The sequence below is a fragment of the Sphingomonas melonis genome (genome assembly GCF_013409985.1).
In the GTDB taxonomy this organism is placed as follows: domain Bacteria; phylum Pseudomonadota; class Alphaproteobacteria; order Sphingomonadales; family Sphingomonadaceae; genus Sphingomonas; species Sphingomonas melonis_A.
The window spans coordinates 303977-319254 of record NZ_JACCBY010000004.1 but is presented as its reverse complement, the minus strand read 5'-3'; the positions used below and the strand labels follow the sequence as shown (position 1 = coordinate 319254).

At 67.5% G+C, this 15278-nt stretch carries 9 protein-coding genes and 1 pseudogene; 7 read left to right on the top strand and 3 right to left on the bottom strand.

Features of this window, described 5'->3' with window-relative positions; all coding sequences use genetic code 11:
• Positions 1 to 22: 22 nt before the first annotated feature.
• Positions 23 to 1045, bottom strand: coding sequence for a LacI family DNA-binding transcriptional regulator (locus tag HD841_RS14870; RefSeq protein ID WP_179509654.1), 1023 nt, complete (start codon positions 1043 to 1045; stop codon positions 23 to 25).
• Positions 1046 to 1192: 147 nt separating this feature from the next.
• Here HD841_RS14870 and HD841_RS14865 point away from each other — a divergent pair, with 147 nt between their 5' ends.
• The 6 genes from HD841_RS14865 to HD841_RS14840 all read left to right on the top strand — a co-directional run bounded on the left by HD841_RS14865 (position 1193) and on the right by HD841_RS14840 (position 10251).
• Positions 1193 to 2611 carry a GH1 family beta-glucosidase gene (locus HD841_RS14865; protein ID WP_179509653.1) on the top strand — a complete coding sequence of 473 codons (1419 nt, stop codon included), beginning with the start codon at positions 1193 to 1195 and terminating at the stop codon, positions 2609 to 2611.
• Between the two features lie 105 nt (positions 2612 to 2716).
• Positions 2717 to 3418, top strand: coding sequence for a DUF6445 family protein (locus tag HD841_RS14860; RefSeq protein WP_257015628.1), 702 nt, complete (start codon positions 2717 to 2719; stop codon positions 3416 to 3418).
• 207 nt (positions 3419 to 3625) lie between these two features.
• Entirely contained in the window at positions 3626 to 6841 is a 3216-nt protein-coding gene (locus HD841_RS14855; protein ID WP_179509651.1) for a TonB-dependent receptor, read from the top strand.
• A 145-nt stretch (positions 6842 to 6986) separates the two neighbouring features.
• Positions 6987 to 7709 carry a SapC family protein gene (locus tag HD841_RS14850; protein WP_179509650.1) on the top strand — a complete coding sequence of 241 codons (723 nt, stop codon included), beginning with the start codon at positions 6987 to 6989 and terminating at the stop codon, positions 7707 to 7709.
• Positions 7706 to 8755 carry a cupin-like domain-containing protein gene (locus tag HD841_RS14845; protein WP_179509649.1) on the top strand — a complete coding sequence of 350 codons (1050 nt, stop codon included), beginning with the start codon at positions 7706 to 7708 and terminating at the stop codon, positions 8753 to 8755. The genes HD841_RS14850 and HD841_RS14845 overlap by 4 nt, the downstream gene beginning before the upstream one ends.
• Positions 8752 to 10251 carry a tryptophan halogenase family protein gene (locus HD841_RS14840; protein WP_179509648.1) on the top strand — a complete coding sequence of 500 codons (1500 nt, stop codon included), beginning with the start codon at positions 8752 to 8754 and terminating at the stop codon, positions 10249 to 10251. The genes HD841_RS14845 and HD841_RS14840 overlap by 4 nt, the downstream gene beginning before the upstream one ends.
• A 51-nt stretch (positions 10252 to 10302) precedes the next feature.
• Here the strand turns inward: HD841_RS14840 and HD841_RS14835 are convergent, their stop codons facing one another.
• Positions 10303 to 12339: a glycoside hydrolase domain-containing protein gene (locus HD841_RS14835; protein WP_179509751.1), complete on the bottom strand. Its 2037-nt coding sequence runs from the start codon at positions 12337 to 12339 to the stop codon at positions 10303 to 10305.
• Positions 12340 to 12879: 540 nt separating this feature from the next.
• Between HD841_RS14835 and HD841_RS14830 the strand changes: the two are divergent.
• A pseudogene (locus tag HD841_RS14830) lies at positions 12880 to 13725 on the top strand (integrase core domain-containing protein).
• Here HD841_RS14830 and HD841_RS14825 read toward each other — a convergent pair.
• Positions 13722 to 15185, bottom strand: a complete 1464-nt coding sequence (locus tag HD841_RS14825; protein ID WP_179509647.1) for a carbohydrate porin — start codon at positions 15183 to 15185, stop codon at positions 13722 to 13724. The pseudogene HD841_RS14830 and the gene HD841_RS14825 overlap by 4 nt on opposite strands.
• Positions 15186 to 15278 lie beyond the last annotated feature (93 nt).

Below are 15278 nucleotides of genomic sequence, written 5' to 3'. Positions count from 1 at the left end.
CGCTGCCGGGCCGCCGCAGCGGTCAGCGCGGCGCCGGCCCCGTCGACTGACGGATGATCAGCTCGTGGCGATGATGGCGGCACATCTCGGGCGCGGTGTCGTTGAGCTGGGCGACGACCATGTCGGCGGCCGCGACCGCCATGTCGAACACCGGCTGACGCACCGTCGTGATCGCCGGCCAGGCGATGCGCGCGACTTCGGAATCGTCGAAGCCCGTGATCGACAGGTCGCCCGGCACCGTCAGCCCCGCCTCGAGCGCGGCGATCAGCGCGCCGACCGCCATATCGTCGTTCTGCGCGAGGATCGCGGTGGGTCGGTCCGGCCGGTCCAGCAACGCGCGCGCCGCAGCATAGCCGCTGTCGTAGGTGTACAGCCCCGCCGCCACGCGATCGGCGCGGATCGCCACGCCCGCCGCCGCGAACGCCTCCCGATAGCCCGCCATCCGCGCATCGGCGGAGGCGTGGGTGGGATCGCCGGTGATGATGGCGACGTCGCGATGGCCGAGCGCGAAGACATGCGCCGCGATCTCGCGCGCCGCGGTGACGTCGTCGAGCAGGTTGCTCGGCCCTGCCTCGATCAGCCGCGTCGGTGCGATCCGGGCGAAGCGGATGCTGGCCGCGGTCAGGTCCGCCATGATGCGGGGGCTGTCCGACGCCGGCGGCGCGAGCACGACGCCGTCGAGCGCCGCCGAGCGCAACAGTCCCACGACATCGGCTTCATGCTCCGAGATCGACGCGATCGGGATCACGACGAGCCGGTAATGCTCGTCGCGCAGGCGTTCGAGCACCCCCTTCTGCAGGTCGACCACGTAGCTGGGTGACGGATTCTCGTAGACGAGCCCGATCAGGTGCGAACGGCGCTGCACCAGCGCGCGGGCGAGCATGTTGGGATGATAATTGACCGCCAGCGCGGCCTCCCGGACGCGCCGGGTGACCTCCGGCGTGACGTGCGGCTGGCCGTTGAAGACGCGCGAGACCGTCTTGATCGAGACCCCGGCGTGGCGGGCGACATCGACGATCGTAGTGCGGCGCTGATCCTGGACCATAGCGCGACGTACGGACTAACGCGCTTTCGGTCCACTCCGGCGACCCGATCGGATACGAAAAATAGCCGAACTGCTCGATTGACAACGTGAGACACATCGGCGCGATATGGCACCGACGCCACGCACGATGACGATGAGGGAGAGCCGATGAACCGCCGCGAGATGCTACGCAATGGACTCGTCGCGGGTGCCGGGCTGGCCGCGGCGACGCAGCGGGCCGGCGCCGATCCGATCGACCTGTCTTTCCCCGCCGATTTCCGCTGGGGCTGCGCGACCGCCGCCTATCAGATCGAGGGCGCGGTGCGGGAGGACGGCCGCGGCCAGACCAACTGGGACGTGTTCTCGCATACGCCGGGCAAGGTCGCCAACAACGACACCGGCGATGTCGCCTGCGACAGCTATCATCGCTACAAAGAGGACATCGGCCTGTTGCAGGCGCTCGGCGTCAACAGCTACCGGATGTCAATCGCCTGGTCGCGGATATTCCCCGACGGGCGCGGCAAGCCCAATGCCAAGGGCTTGGACTATTACAACCGCGTCATCGACGCGCTGCTCGCCGCCGGTATTCGCCCCTATGTCACGATGTTCCACTGGGACCTGCCGCAGGCGCTGCCCGGCGGCTGGCAGAACCGGGACACCGCGCACGCCTTCGCCGATTATGCGGGGTTCATGGCCGGCAAGCTGTCGGATCGCGTGCACGACTTCATGACGGTCAACGAACTCGCCTGCTTCACCGACCTCGGCCATCTGCGCGGCATCCACGCGCCCGGGCTGACGCTCGCCGCCGCGGGTGTGAACCAGGTCCGCCATCATGGCGTGCTGGCGCATGGCTTGGGCGTGCAGGCGATCCGCGCGGCGGGCCGGGCCGGCACGCGCGTCGGCATCGCCGACAATACCAGCTTCCACATCCCGGTGATCGAGACGCCCGAGCACATCGCCGCGGCGAAGACCGCGACGCGCGAGAAGAACGCGATGTTCCTGACCGCGATCATGGAGGGGCGGTATCTCGACAGCTATCTGGAGGAGCAGGGCGCGGCCGCGCCCAAGGTGCGCGATGGCGACATGGCCGCGATCGGCAGTCCGCTCGATTTCGTCGCGCTCAACATCTACGCGCCCGAATGGGTGCGCGCCGATGCCGGAGCGAAGGGCTATGCCGTCATCCCGCATATCGCATCGTCGCCGCGGATGGCGTCGCCCTGGCTCGTGGTGGGCCCGGAGGTCGCCTATTGGGGCGTGCGCATGGTCAGCGAGCTATGGCGACCGAAGGCGCTGTTCATCTCCGAAAACGGCGCATCGGCGGACGATCCCGTCACCGCCGGGCGCATCGATGACGCGGACCGGATCATGTACCTGCGCAACTATGTCGGCCAGTTCCGCCGCGCCGTCGCCGAAGGCTATCCGCTCAAGGGCTATTTCCTGTGGAGCCTGATGGACAATTTCGAATGGGCCGACGGCTACGGCAAGCGGTTCGGCATCCATTATGTCGACTTCAAGACGCAGCAGCGGACGCCGAAGCTGAGTGCCGCCTGGTACAAGGAAGTCATCCGGCGCAACCGGATCGTCTGAGCGGGCTCACGTCAGCGTGCCGCACCCGTCGACCGATCATCCGCATGGCCGGAACAGCGCAGCCGGCGCGCGCCGCCGGTGCGCCTCGACGGGAGGCGAGTGACGATGACGGCATCCTTTGACCTGGCGCGGGGCGCGCGGCTGAACGCATCGCTGATTGGCGCGGAGCAGGAACCGCTGCTGGCCGCGGACGGGTTCCTCGCCGATCCCGCGGGGTTGGTGGACCTCGCTGCCGCAAGCGCCTTCCGGCCGGCCTTCGGACCCGAAGGGGGCTACCCCGGCCTGCGCGCCGCGCTGCCCAACGCCTATATCCAGGCCGTCGTGAACGTGCTCGTCGGGCCGCTGTCGCAGGCGTTCGGGCTCGGGCCGGTGCGGCCGGCGAGCGCACAGGGGGCCTTTTCGCTCGTCACCTTGTCGCCCGACGCACTGGCGCCACCGCAACGCGTGCCGCACGTCGACTCGGTCGAACCGTTGCAGTTCGCGATCCTGCATTACCTCTGCGACGGCGCGGCGGGCGGCACGGCATTCTATCGCCATCGCGCGACCGGCTTCGAGGTCTTGGACGACCGCCGCCTGCCCGCCTACACCGCCCGGCGCGCCACGGAAGGCACGCCCGACGGCTATGTCGACGACGGCGCGCCCTGGTTCGAGCAAACCGCGCGGGTGCCGGCCGCGATGAACCGGATCATCGTGTATCGCAGCTGTGTCCTGCATTCGGGGATTGTCGCGTCGCCCGCCCTGCTCAGCGCCGACCCGCGCACGGGCCGACTGACCGCCAACGTCTTCCTGACGCTCACGCCGGCCTGAACCACGCAGCGCCGCGACCGGCGGAAAGGCGTCATTCCCGGGCCCGTCACGGCATTTTCCAACCTATGGCGTGACACAGCTAACACACTCGTTTTGTATACTTTCATTGCCATTGACAACGTAGGACACGCAGCTAGTTTCGCGGCGTCGGGCGAGCCACAGGCCGCCCGCGATAAAAACGGCAATCTAGCCGTATGGGGAGGAAATATGAGGGGTCCTAAGCTTATAGGTGCGCTCGTCCGCACGACGTCGATCGGTGCGATCGCGATGTGCATCGCCGTGCCCGCGGCCGCGCAGGTGGTCGGCGGCGGCGACGATACGAATGCGCCCGCAACCAACGCCCAGCCGGGATCGGAGGACGCATCGCGCGCCGCGCAGGATGGCGCGACGACCGGCGCCGCGACCGAAGGCACGGGCGAGGATATCGTCGTCACCGGTATCCGCGCATCGCTCAACCGCGCGATCGACATCAAGCGCAATTCGAACGGCATCGTCGATGCCATCTCGGCCGAAGACATCGGCAAGTTTCCCGACACCAACCTGGCCGAGTCGCTGCAACGCGTCAGCGGCGTGTCGATCAACCGGGTGAACGGCGAAGGCTCCGAAGTGACGGCGCGCGGCTTCGGCGGCGGCTTCAACCTCGTGACGCTGAACGGCCGTCAGCTGCCCGCGACCAACCTGCAGGGCGTCGGCGGCGACCAGAGCGTCGACTTCGCCACCGCCACCGGCCGCTCGTTCGACTTCGGCAACCTCGCCTCGGAAGGCGTCAGCACGCTGGAGGTCTACAAGACCGGCCGCGCGGCGATCCCGACCGGCGGCATCGGTGCGACGATCAACGTCATCACCCGCAAGCCGCTCGACTCGCGCCAGGCGGGCTTCTCGGGCTCGGTCGGCGCCAAGGCGGTCTACGACACCAGCATCGAGAAGGACGAGGACGGCCTGGCGAAGATCACGCCCGAAGTCTCCGGCCTCATCAACTGGAAAAATGATAGCGATACCTTCGGCGTCGCGCTATTTGGTAGCTACCAGAAACGCAATTCGGCGGCGGCCAGCTCCACGTCGAACGCGTGGAACATCCGCACCATCGACAATCCCGGCGATATCATCGGCGCCAACACGGTCGTCACGAACCGTCCGCCAAGCGGCAGCCTGATCGCCTTCCCGAACGACGCGCGCTACCATTTCTCCGAATCGACGCGTGAGCGCATCAACGCCTCGGGCGTGCTGCAATATCGCCCGGTCGAAAGCCTGCTGCTGACCGCCGACGTGCTGTGGGCGCAGAACAAGCAGAGCGAGGCGCGGCAGGACCAGACCAACTGGCTCAACCGCCCCTTCGGCAGCGTCACGTTCGACGACAGCCCGGTGCCGACCGCGACCGTCATCTCGCAGGCCGTGCCGGACCCGAAAGACACCGGCTACGAGCAGCAGTTCCGCGCCACCCGCGACAAGCTCGAGGAATATGGCCTGAACGCCGCCTGGGACGTCACCGACAAGTTCAAGCTGGTCGCCGACATCCAGCATTCCAAGTCGCAGGCGCTGCCGGATGCGTCGAACGGCGCCAGCTCCACCTTGTTCTCGATGGGTGCGAACGTGGTGAACGGCCAGACGATCGACTGGTCGCGCGGCTTCCCGCAGATCAACGAGACGATCAACGATTGCCGTGCCCTGCCGACGAGCAGCGGCCCGGGCCGCGTGATCGGCAATTGCAACAACCAGCTCGACGTCGGCGATCTCGGCACCCAGGTCGCGCGGACCAACACCGCCCGGCAGATCCAGACCATCAACCAGGCGCAGCTCGGTCTCGGCTGGGATCTGGGCGAGGGCAGCAAGGCCGAATTCGGCGGCAGCTACATCGACTCGAAGCTGCGGTCGACCCGCACGCAGACGACGCAGACGCTGGGCGACTGGAGCATCAGCAACCCCGGTGAGGTCGAGGCGCAGGCCGCCGATCTGATCAAGACCTTCTGCCTGACCTGCAAGTTCGACCATTTCAAGCCGGGGGTGACCGGCCCCGGTCTCAACGCCTTCCGCGGCAATGCCGTCGCGCTCACCAATCTGTTCTCGCAGATCTATGCCGATCGCGGCAACGCGGTCAGCGCCGGTTCCGCGAATGACGACAGCATCCGTGAGAAGATCGCCTCGGTCTACGGCCAGCTGACTTGGAAGGGGCAGATCGCCGGCGCCGATGCGACGCTGGTCGTCGGCGCCCGCTACGAGGTTACCAAGGTGCGCGCCTTCTCGCGGGTCAACGGACCGTCGGCGATCGTCTGGACGTCGGACAACGACTTCAACGTGCCGGGGTCGGCGACCGCGACGCCGCTGTCCGGCCGCGGCAGCTACGACAACCTGCTGCCCGCGATCGACTTCCAGATCTCGCCGTTCGACAACGTGATCACGCGCGTGTCGTTCAGCCGGACGATCGCGCGGCCGTCCTACGGCGACCAGTTCGTCAGCTCGACGGCGGGGGCGGGCAGCCGCGCCACGCTGTTCGGCGGTCAGCCAAACGGCACGACGGGCAATCCGAACCTGCGACCGCTGATCTCGGACAATTTCGACGTGTCGGCCGAATGGTACTTCAAGTCGTCCAGCTACCTGTCCGCCGGCTTCTTCGACAAGCGGGTCCGCAACTTCGTCGGCACCGGCCTGTCGAACGGCAATCTGTTCGGGCTGCGCGACGCGACCACCGGCGCTGCCGGATCGCGCTCGGGCACCGCGGCGGCGGCGCTGAGCCGGCTCGGCCTCGATCGCTCGGACATCAACCTGTTCAGCTACACGGCGCGGCTGATCCAGAACGGCGGCAACGTCGGGCAGACCGATGCCGACATCCGCGCGAACAGCTCGGGCACCTCGGTCAACCAGGGCTATTTCGACACCCTGTCGCGGTCGGTCGACATCACGCCGGACGCCAACGATCCGCTGGCGATCTTCTCGATCGCATCGCCGATCAACAACCGCGACGCGGAAATCTACGGCGCCGAGTTCGCCGGCCAGTACTTTTTCGGCCAAACCGGAATCGGCGTGGCGGCGTCTTACACCCTGGTCCGCGGCAACGTCGGCATCGATGTTCTTGCGGCGCCAACGGTAGATCAGTTCGCGCTGCTTGGCCTGTCCGACACCGCGAATGCTTCGCTCATCTACGACAAGAACGGCATTTCTGCACGCCTGACCTACAATTGGCGTGACAAGTTCTTGTCGGAGATTGGCCGCGGCGGCACGACCGATCGCAACCCGGTGTTCTTCGCGCCGTACAGCACGGTCGACCTGAACGTCAGCTGGGACATCAGCAAGCAAATCGCGGTGTCGCTGGAAGGCATCAACCTCACCAGCGAGTCGGTGCGAAGCTACGGCCGGTCGAAGAACCAGACCTTCTTCGCCCAAGAGAACAAGCCGCGGCTGCTGCTCGGCGCACGCTACCGCTTCTGATCCTTCGATCCGTCCCCTCCCCTCTGAGGCCGCTCTTCGGAGCGGCCTTTTTTTCTCCGGGGAAGCCGCGCCCTTCGCTAGCCGACCCGTAAAAAATCGTGCAGCATCCCGCCTGTTGCGCTTTGAGCAAAGAGATGCCCCGTCGATGAACCGAGTCCTGCTCAACAATGTCGATCATGCCGATCTGCGCGTCGCCATCCGCGCGGGTGCGGCGTTCGGCGACAGCGTCAACCAGCTGCCGATCTTCCCCGCCGAATTCGAGGAGGCGCAGCGGTCCTTCCCGATCGTGTTCCGGCCCGAAGGCGATGGCTTCCAGGCCTATGTGCTGCTGGGTCTCGACCGCGACGAGAATCTGTTCCTCGACGGCGAACGCTGGACCAGCGGCTACGTGCCGGCCTTCCAGCGGCGCGGCCCCTTCTCCATCGCCCTCACTCGCGCCAAACCCGATCAGGACGAGCCGACCGAGCCGATGGTGCACGTCGACCTCGATGACCCCCGCGTCGGCGCGCCGGATGGCCTGCCCGTGTTCAAGGAGCATGGCGGCAACGCACCGCTGCTCAACCACATGACCGATATCCTGCGCACGATCTACGAGGGGCTGGAAACCGCGCCCGCGATCTACGCCGCGTGGCGGGACGCGGGCCTGCTCCAGCCGATCACGCTGCAGATCAGCCTGCGCGACGACCTGACCTACGACCTTCCCGGCCTGTTCACCGTCGATCGGCAGGCGCTCGCCGCTTTGTCGGGAGAGACGCTGGAGCGGCTGCACCGTGTTGGCCTGCTCGAGGGGGCGATCCTCGCCGCCGCCTCGCTCGGCAATATCCAGCGGCTGATCGAGCTGAAGACCCGCCAGCAGGCGGCGGTATGACCATCGGCGTGGCCGCCCCACCGATCACCACCACCCGCGTGGCGGAGATCGATGCCGCGCACGGGACGCCGATCGATCCCCGCGCGCTGGTGCTCGCCGGCGAGCCCGTCGTCGTGCGCGGGCTGGCGCGCGATTGGCCGCTGGTGGCGGCCGGGCGTGACGGCGCGCAGGCCGCCGCCGATTACCTCCTCTCCTTCTACAATGGCCGCCCCGGCGTCGGGTACACCGCACCGGCGGAGGCGGGCGGCCGCTATTTCTACGACGAGAGCCTGACGCGCCTGAACTTCGAGGCGCGGCGTGTCGGGCTGGACGCCTATATCGGCGAGATGCTCGCCCATCTCGGCGACCCCGACGCGCCGTCCTTCTATGTCGGCTCGACCGACCTCGACCAATATTTCCCCGGGCTGGCCGCGGCGGGCAACGACCTCCCGCTCGACGGTCCCGTATTCGCCAACCTGCTGCGCAGCATCTGGATCGGCAACCGGACGACCGCGTCCGCGCATCACGACATGTCGAACAACATCGCCTGTGTCGCGGTCGGCGAGCGCCGGTTCACGCTCTTTCCGCCGGAGCAGATCGCCAACCTCTATCCGGGGCCGCTGGAACCGACGCCGGGCGGACAGGTGGTGTCGCTGGTCGACTTCCGGGCGCCCGACCTCGATCGCTTTCCGGCCTTCGCCGAAGCGCGCGCCGCGGCGCGCGTCGCCGAACTCGGCCCCGGCGACGCGGTGATCTACCCCGCGCTCTGGTGGCATCATGTCGAGGCGCTGTCCGACTTCAACATGATGATCAACTTCTGGTGGAACGAGGCGCCCGCCTTCATGGATTCGCCGATGGACACAGTGCTGCACGGTTTGCTGAGCCTGCGCGACCGGCCGGCGGCGGAAAAGGCCGCCTGGGCCGCGCTGTTCGATTATTACGTCTTCGGCGCGGCCGTTCGCCCCGCTGCGCATCTGCCGGAGGCGGCGCGCGGCCTGCTCGCACCGCTCGACGCCAGGTCGGCACGCCAGCTGCGTGCCAAGCTCCTGCAACGGATCAACCGATGACCCAACCGGCTGGCTTCAAGCGTATCGTGATCGCGGGCGGCGGGACCGCCGGCTGGCTGGCCGCCGCGATCCTGACCCGACAGCTCGGCGCCCTCGCCGACGTGACGCTCGTCGAATCGGAGGAGATCGGCACGGTCGGCGTGGGCGAATCGACGATCCCGACCGTCCGCGCCTTCCACGCGCTGATCGGCATCGACGAGCAGGAGTTCATGCGGGCGACCGGCGCCAGCTTCAAGCTCGCGATTTCCTTCGAGAATTGGGCGCGCGACGGCGACCGCTACATCCACTCCTTTGGTGACGTCGGCAAGTCGACATGGATGAGCGAGTTCCAGCATTTCTGGCTGGAGGCGCGCGCCAAGGGTCTCGCCGAGCCGTTCGGCGCCTACGGCCTGGAACATGAGGCCGCGGCGGCCGGACGCTTCGCTGCGGGTGGCAGTCCGGCGCTGAACTACGCCTACCATTTCGATGCCGGCCGCTACGCCCGCTATCTCCGGCAGAAGTGCGAGGCGATCGGCCTGCGCCGCATCGAGGGCCGGATCGAACGTGTCGAGCAGGATGCCGAGAGCGGCGACATCGCTGCGCTGGTCCTGGCCGACGGTATGCGCGTCGAGGGCGATCTGTTCTTCGATTGCACCGGCTTTCGCGCCCTGCTCATCGGCGAGACGCTCGGCATCGGGTTCGAGGATTGGGGTCATTGGCTGCCGACCAACCGGGCGCTCGCGATGCAGACCAGCGCGACCGAGCCGGCCGTGCCCTACACCCGCGCGATCGCGCACGATGCAGGGTGGCGCTGGAAGATCCCGTTGCAGCACCGGGTCGGCAACGGCCTGGTCTATTGTTCCGACTATCTCGACGACGACGCGGCGCGCGAACGGCTGCTCGCCGCCGTCGAGGGCGAGCATCTGATCGAGCCGCGGCTCATCCGATTCAGGACCGGTCGGCGACACGCGGCCTGGCACCGCAACTGCATCGCGCTCAGCCTCGCCAGCGGGTTCGTCGAGCCGCTGGAATCGACGAGCATCCACCTCATCATGATCGCGCTGACTCGCTTCCTCCAGCTTGTACCCTCGGGGCGCCCCAGCGCCGCCGCGATCGCCCGCTTCAACGAACAGGCAGCGCGCGAGATCGAGGGCGTGCGCGACTTCATCATCCTCCACTATCATCTGAACGAACGCGACGAACCGTTCTGGCGCGACCGGCGCGCCATGAGCATCCCCGACAGCCTCGCGGAGCGGATCGCGCTGTTCCGCGACAGCGCCAATGCCTATCAGGAGAGTCACGAACTGTTCCGCGTCGCGTCATGGCTGCAGGTGATGCTTGGTCAGCGGCTCCAGCCGGCGAGCCACCACCCGCTGGTGCAACTGATGCCGCCGGAGCAACTGGGGACGGCCCTCAAGACCATGCGCGACAATATCGCCGCAGCCGTCCGCCACCTGCCGGATCATCAGACCTTCCTGGACGATTACTGCCGCGAGCGGGTCAGTCAGCCGGCATAGCCGCGACGATGCCGGGCCGGACCTGTGCACGTTGCCCCAGTCGAACAGCGGTCAGTCCACTTCGCGGCACGGCGCTCCATAGGTCAGGACTCCGCCGTCAAGCAGGTCGCGATGGCGCACCGTGCGCGCCGCCACCGGACGTCCGTTGTGCGTGAAGGTGCACCCGTCGCCGGCTGCGCCCCGTGCCGCTATCGTCAGGCGGCGTCCGGACGCGAGGTGCAGGACGACGCGCGGCGACGCGGGCCGGGTCAGCACGTAATCCGGCTGACCGGGCACCAGCGGATAGAGGCCGATCGACGCCCAGACATACCAGGCGGACATCGCACCGCCATCATCGTCCATTCCCTCCGCGAACCCCTGCGGCGAGAAGCTCGGCTGATGGATCGGCGTGGGATATTTGCGCTGGTTCTCGTACCAGTGATCGATCGGCTGGTCGCGCAGCCGGGCCACCAGCGCATCCGCCCGGCCGGGATGGTCGGTGCGCGCGAACAGGAACGGCGCGTGGATGTCCGGTTCGTTGGTCATGTTGAACAGGCCGCGGTCGAAGAACGCCGACAGTTCCGCATCGAAGCGCGCCGGGCCGAGCGCCTGTTGCCGCAGCCACGGCAGGTCGAACACCGGCGCCCAGCGATATTGCCACAACGTGCCCTGATACAGGCCACGAGCCTTCACGACGTCGGCATCCGCGCCCAGATCGCGGAACACCTCCAGCCACATCGGACGATAGCGCAACGCGCGCGCACGGAAATCGCGGGCGAGGTCCGTGCGTCCCCGATCCGCCGCCAGTTCGGCCACCGCCCATTGATCATAGGCCTGTTCCAGCCGCTCGTCCGGCGTCGCGTGCGGCAGATGGTCGGTTTCCTCCGCCATCGCCGCCAGGGCGAGCGCAGGATCGATCGTCCCCAATCCCTTGCGATACAGATCGAGCAAGGCGACGCCGGCATGTTCGGTCCGCACGCTCAGAAAGGGTTCGGTCGCACTCGCCCATTGCGCCTTGCCCGCGCCGAACAGTCCGACCAGCGAATCGGCGATGTCAGCCGCCACGTCGGGGGCGACCAGCGCGACCAGCGGCACCTGGGTGCGGTAATTGTCCCAGAGCGACCAGCCCGAATAGCGATGGTGCCCTACGGGAGCCTGCCGGACCTGACCGTCGGCGCCACGGAACCGGCCGGTGCTGTCATCGACGCGCGCGGGCATCTGCAGCACCCGGAACAGCGCGGTGTAGAACAATCCGCGCCGGTCGGGCGCCGCATCGAAGTCGATCCGCGCCAGCAGGCGGTTCCAGTCGCGCCGCGTCTGCCCGATCAACTGCGTCAGGCTGCGCGTCCCCAACTCGCGACGCAGCGTCGCCGCCGCTGACTCCGGATCGACGGTGGACAGCGCCAGCCGCAGCTCGACGCGGTCGCCGGCGCGCACCGGCACGGCGAACCGCAGCACGCCGTCGGGCGCGAGCACGCCCGGCGACGACACCGGCCGGCCGCCGACCAGCAAACGGGCCGCCACCGACAGGTGATACACACCCTTCCCGCACACCGTCGCGTTCGCCAGCGTGAGCCGCAGGTCGCCCGCGTCGCGCGACCGCCAGTCATGCCCGATGTGTCCTGCGTAGCTGTGCGTCGGGTCCAGCGCGACCGCCACAATGCCCGCGCGCGACGCGGTGAAGCGGCTGATCGACACCGACTGCCCCGCCGCCAGATCGGCGACGATCGGCGTGCGGCCGTAGCGGACGTGATACCAGCCGGCGCCGGCGCGTTCGCTGCTCCGGTCGATCGGCGCCCCGCCGCCCTCGCCCTGATAGGTCACGCTGGTCAGCAGATCGCCCCCACCCCCGCCGCAGCCGACGCCCTGCGCCCGCGTCTGCGAAAAGCCTTTCAGCGCTCCGGCGCCCCGCTCATAGCCGATGTGATTGGCCGGATCGGTATCGGGCGCGAGCTGGATCATGCCGAACGGCGCGGCCGCGGCGGGCGACAGCTGACCGCGATCACCGGCGGTGCCCATGAACGGTTCCACCACCTCCGCGGGCGATCGCGCCCAGGCGGAGGCCGGCACCGACAACGCGGCCAGTATCGCGAACAGGCAGCGCCGCATCACGCGGTCATCCCCATCCGATCGCCGGCCGCTGTCACGCAGCGGTAGAAGGCCGTTCCTTCGCAATGCATCGCATTTCCCCATGCGGGTGACGGGCGTCACCGACATCGTAGACGGAGGAGCGGCCCGCTCCCGCTTCGGCGTCGATGCTGCCCAGGTCGTGATCGTCGCGGCCCCGGTACAATCACATGCGTCGGCAGGCGAGACATAATTGGCCTGCTGCGTCGCGTGATTTCCGATCGGCCGGTCACGCCGACCAGCCACTCGATACGCCGACGTTGCTCCGCGGAGCACGCGCCTCTGCCCGAGCTAATTCCCCGCGTTCACCCACGCATGCGCGACAGCACCCGCGCCGCAACGTTGCTGTGCGCGGCAAGTTTGCGGCCGTAGCGGGGCGCGGTGAAGGGAAGTAGACCAGGTTCGCGCTCGTCGATCATGAGCCGTACACCGGGTAAGCGTTCGATCAGCGCGATTGAAACTTAGGTGTTTCATCCCACGGTCTGATGGCGCGATTCTTTCGTTTGAATGGAAGAAAGCCGTATGGGACCAGTACGTCACGGGGGCGCCACGACCACGCACGCTATCCGAGCAGCAATACAGCGATCGCAAGCTTCGCTCGCGGCGCTGAGCCGGGAGCTGGGGATCAAGTCGAAGACAGTCGCGAAGTGGCGGAAACGGGCGCAGTCAAGGATTGGAAGACCGGCCAAAGTCTCCTCATTCAACGACCTGGTCCAAGGCCGAAGAGGCGATGGTTGTGGCGTTCGGCGGCACACGCTGCTGCCGCCCGACGACCGCCTCTACGCCCTGCAGCCGTCGATCCCGCACTTGACGCGCTCAGCGCTGCACCGATGCCTCCAGCGGCACGGCATCTCACGGCTACCAGATATCGAGGGCGACAAGCCGAAGCGGCAGCGCTTCAAGCGCTACCCCATCACTTTTCTATATGGACATCGCCAAGTGCAGACCGCCCAGGGCAAGCTGTACCTGTTCGTTGGCATCGACCGCACCAGCAAGTTCGCGGTCACCCGGTTGGAACAGCCCCGCAACCGGAACACCGCCTTGTCGCGCCATATGCGCTTCGACATGATCTGCGAGGCGAACGCCATCGAACACCGGCTCACCAAACCGAACCATCCCTGAACGAACGGCCAGGTCGAGCGGATGAACCGCACCATCAGGGAGGCGACCGTCAAACGCTTCCACTACGAAAGCCACGACCAGCTTTGGACGCCTCTCGCCGACTTCATGGCCGCCTACAACTTTGCCCGCCGCCTCAAGACGCTCAGCGGCCTCACCCCCTACGAATACATCGCCAAAATCTGAACGTCAGAGCCAGATCGGTTCATCGTCAATCCGATCCGCCAGATGCCGAAACTAAACAGCTAACGCTGCGCGGGCAGACCAAGCAACGCGGCGCCGTCGACTGAAAGGCGCAGTCCGAACGCCAGAATATCCCCCGAGCGGCGGACGGCACGCGGCTGAGTGAAATTGTCGGGGCTGACGATATATTGGACGTTGGGACTGATCCGCACGCCGCGCGCAGCCGCGATGCCGTAGTTCAGCTCGAACACGCCTTCGTCGGGAAACACCCGGTCGGTGCCACCGGCCAGCGCGCGGGACGCCTGGAGCAAAGCGCGCTGGCGGCTGCCAAGGCGGATATAGCTGCCGACCAGCCCCAGAGTATCTTGCGGTCGGGCCGCGAACGGTCCTGTGACGATCACGCCGGCGATCGCCTGCCCCTTGAAGGGCACGTAATCGGCGGTCGAACCGATCACGCCGCCGAACACCGTCACCGGGCGCTTGCGGTCGCCGCTTATCGTCGTCGGCACCACATCGCCCATGACATACCAGCCTGACTGGCCCTTATGAACGAGCGGCGCGCCGCCGGCGCCGCCCGGGCCGATCCGCGGCAGACCGCGCGTATTGAGGATCGGATCCGTGACGTCCGAGGTGTTGCCATAGGCGCCGATCCGCAGGTGGTAGGGATGCGCCGCGCGCGGCGAACCCGATTGCAGTCCGATCTCCACCGCGGTCTGGTGGCCGGTCGCCCCCTTGGTCGACCAGTCGAAACCATTGGTCGAGAGCAACGAGGTGTTCGCCTCGAAGATGCCGACCTGCGCGTAGAAGCTTTTGGTCGGTGCGACTTTGATGCGGGCGCCCCAGGTGTTGTAGGGAAAGAAGCCGAGGGCGCGATCCTGGATCGGCACCACCGCGGGATTGAAACAGACCGAATTGCTCTGGAAGGTGCAATAGAGCGTCGATGCGTTGAAATAGGTGAGCGGCGCGACCCGCCCGCCCGAGACGTTCACCTTGCCGTCGAACAGATTCTGTTCGAGCGCGAGCGCCGCAAGGCGCAGGTTCTGGAACGCCTTGTACCGCGTCTGGAAGCTGATCGCATTGCCGGTATGATCCGCCGCGAGCGACGAACCGCGCGAGACGTTCATGCTATAGTGGATCGCCGCCCCCTTCCAGCCGACCAGCCGGTCGAGATCGAGATCGAAGCCGAACGGCAGCGCATAGGAATTGCCCACCCCGCGCCCCTGCCCGCCCGTGACGTTGCCGGCGAATTCGTCGACGGCGAGCAGGCGGAGGTAGATGCCGCGATCGGCGAGCGTCCGTCCCACCCCGACCAACGGCCCCTGCGCCCTGGCAGAGGCGGCAAACACATCCTGGACCTGCGGCTTGGGATAATTGCCGGCCGGTCTGGCGGGCACATCCTGCGCCGGGCGTTGCGGCCCGCTTCGCGGCGGCGCGGCGCTGCGGTCGGGCGGAATGGTCTGCGCCGCCACCGGCGCGGCGAGGAAGAGGCCCAGCCACACCGGCGGACCGCTGAACGTCATACGCATTACGTTGCTCTCCATGTCGGCACACCGTCTTGGGCGGCGGTCCGTCGGTCGCGAGGGCGAATGACGGGGGCGGCCGCAGCCGCCCCCGTCGCG

Bases quoted from the DNA above. Each gene is read 5' to 3' on its own strand.
- HD841_RS14870 (WP_179509654.1), bottom strand. From the start codon at position 1,045: ATGGTCCAGGATCAGCGCCGCACTACGATCGTCGATGTCGCCCGCCAC.
- HD841_RS14865 (WP_179509653.1), top strand. From the start codon at position 1,193: ATGAACCGCCGCGAGATGCTACGCAATGGACTCGTCGCGGGTGCCGGG.
- HD841_RS14860 (WP_257015628.1), top strand. From the start codon at position 2,717: ATGACGGCATCCTTTGACCTGGCGCGGGGCGCGCGGCTGAACGCATCG.
- HD841_RS14855 (WP_179509651.1), top strand. From the start codon at position 3,626: ATGAGGGGTCCTAAGCTTATAGGTGCGCTCGTCCGCACGACGTCGATC.
- HD841_RS14850 (WP_179509650.1), top strand. From the start codon at position 6,987: ATGAACCGAGTCCTGCTCAACAATGTCGATCATGCCGATCTGCGCGTC.
- HD841_RS14845 (WP_179509649.1), top strand. From the start codon at position 7,706: ATGACCATCGGCGTGGCCGCCCCACCGATCACCACCACCCGCGTGGCG.
- HD841_RS14840 (WP_179509648.1), top strand. From the start codon at position 8,752: ATGACCCAACCGGCTGGCTTCAAGCGTATCGTGATCGCGGGCGGCGGG.
- HD841_RS14835 (WP_179509751.1), bottom strand. From the start codon at position 12,339: ATGCGGCGCTGCCTGTTCGCGATACTGGCCGCGTTGTCGGTGCCGGCC.
- HD841_RS14825 (WP_179509647.1), bottom strand. From the start codon at position 15,185: ATGCGTATGACGTTCAGCGGTCCGCCGGTGTGGCTGGGCCTCTTCCTC.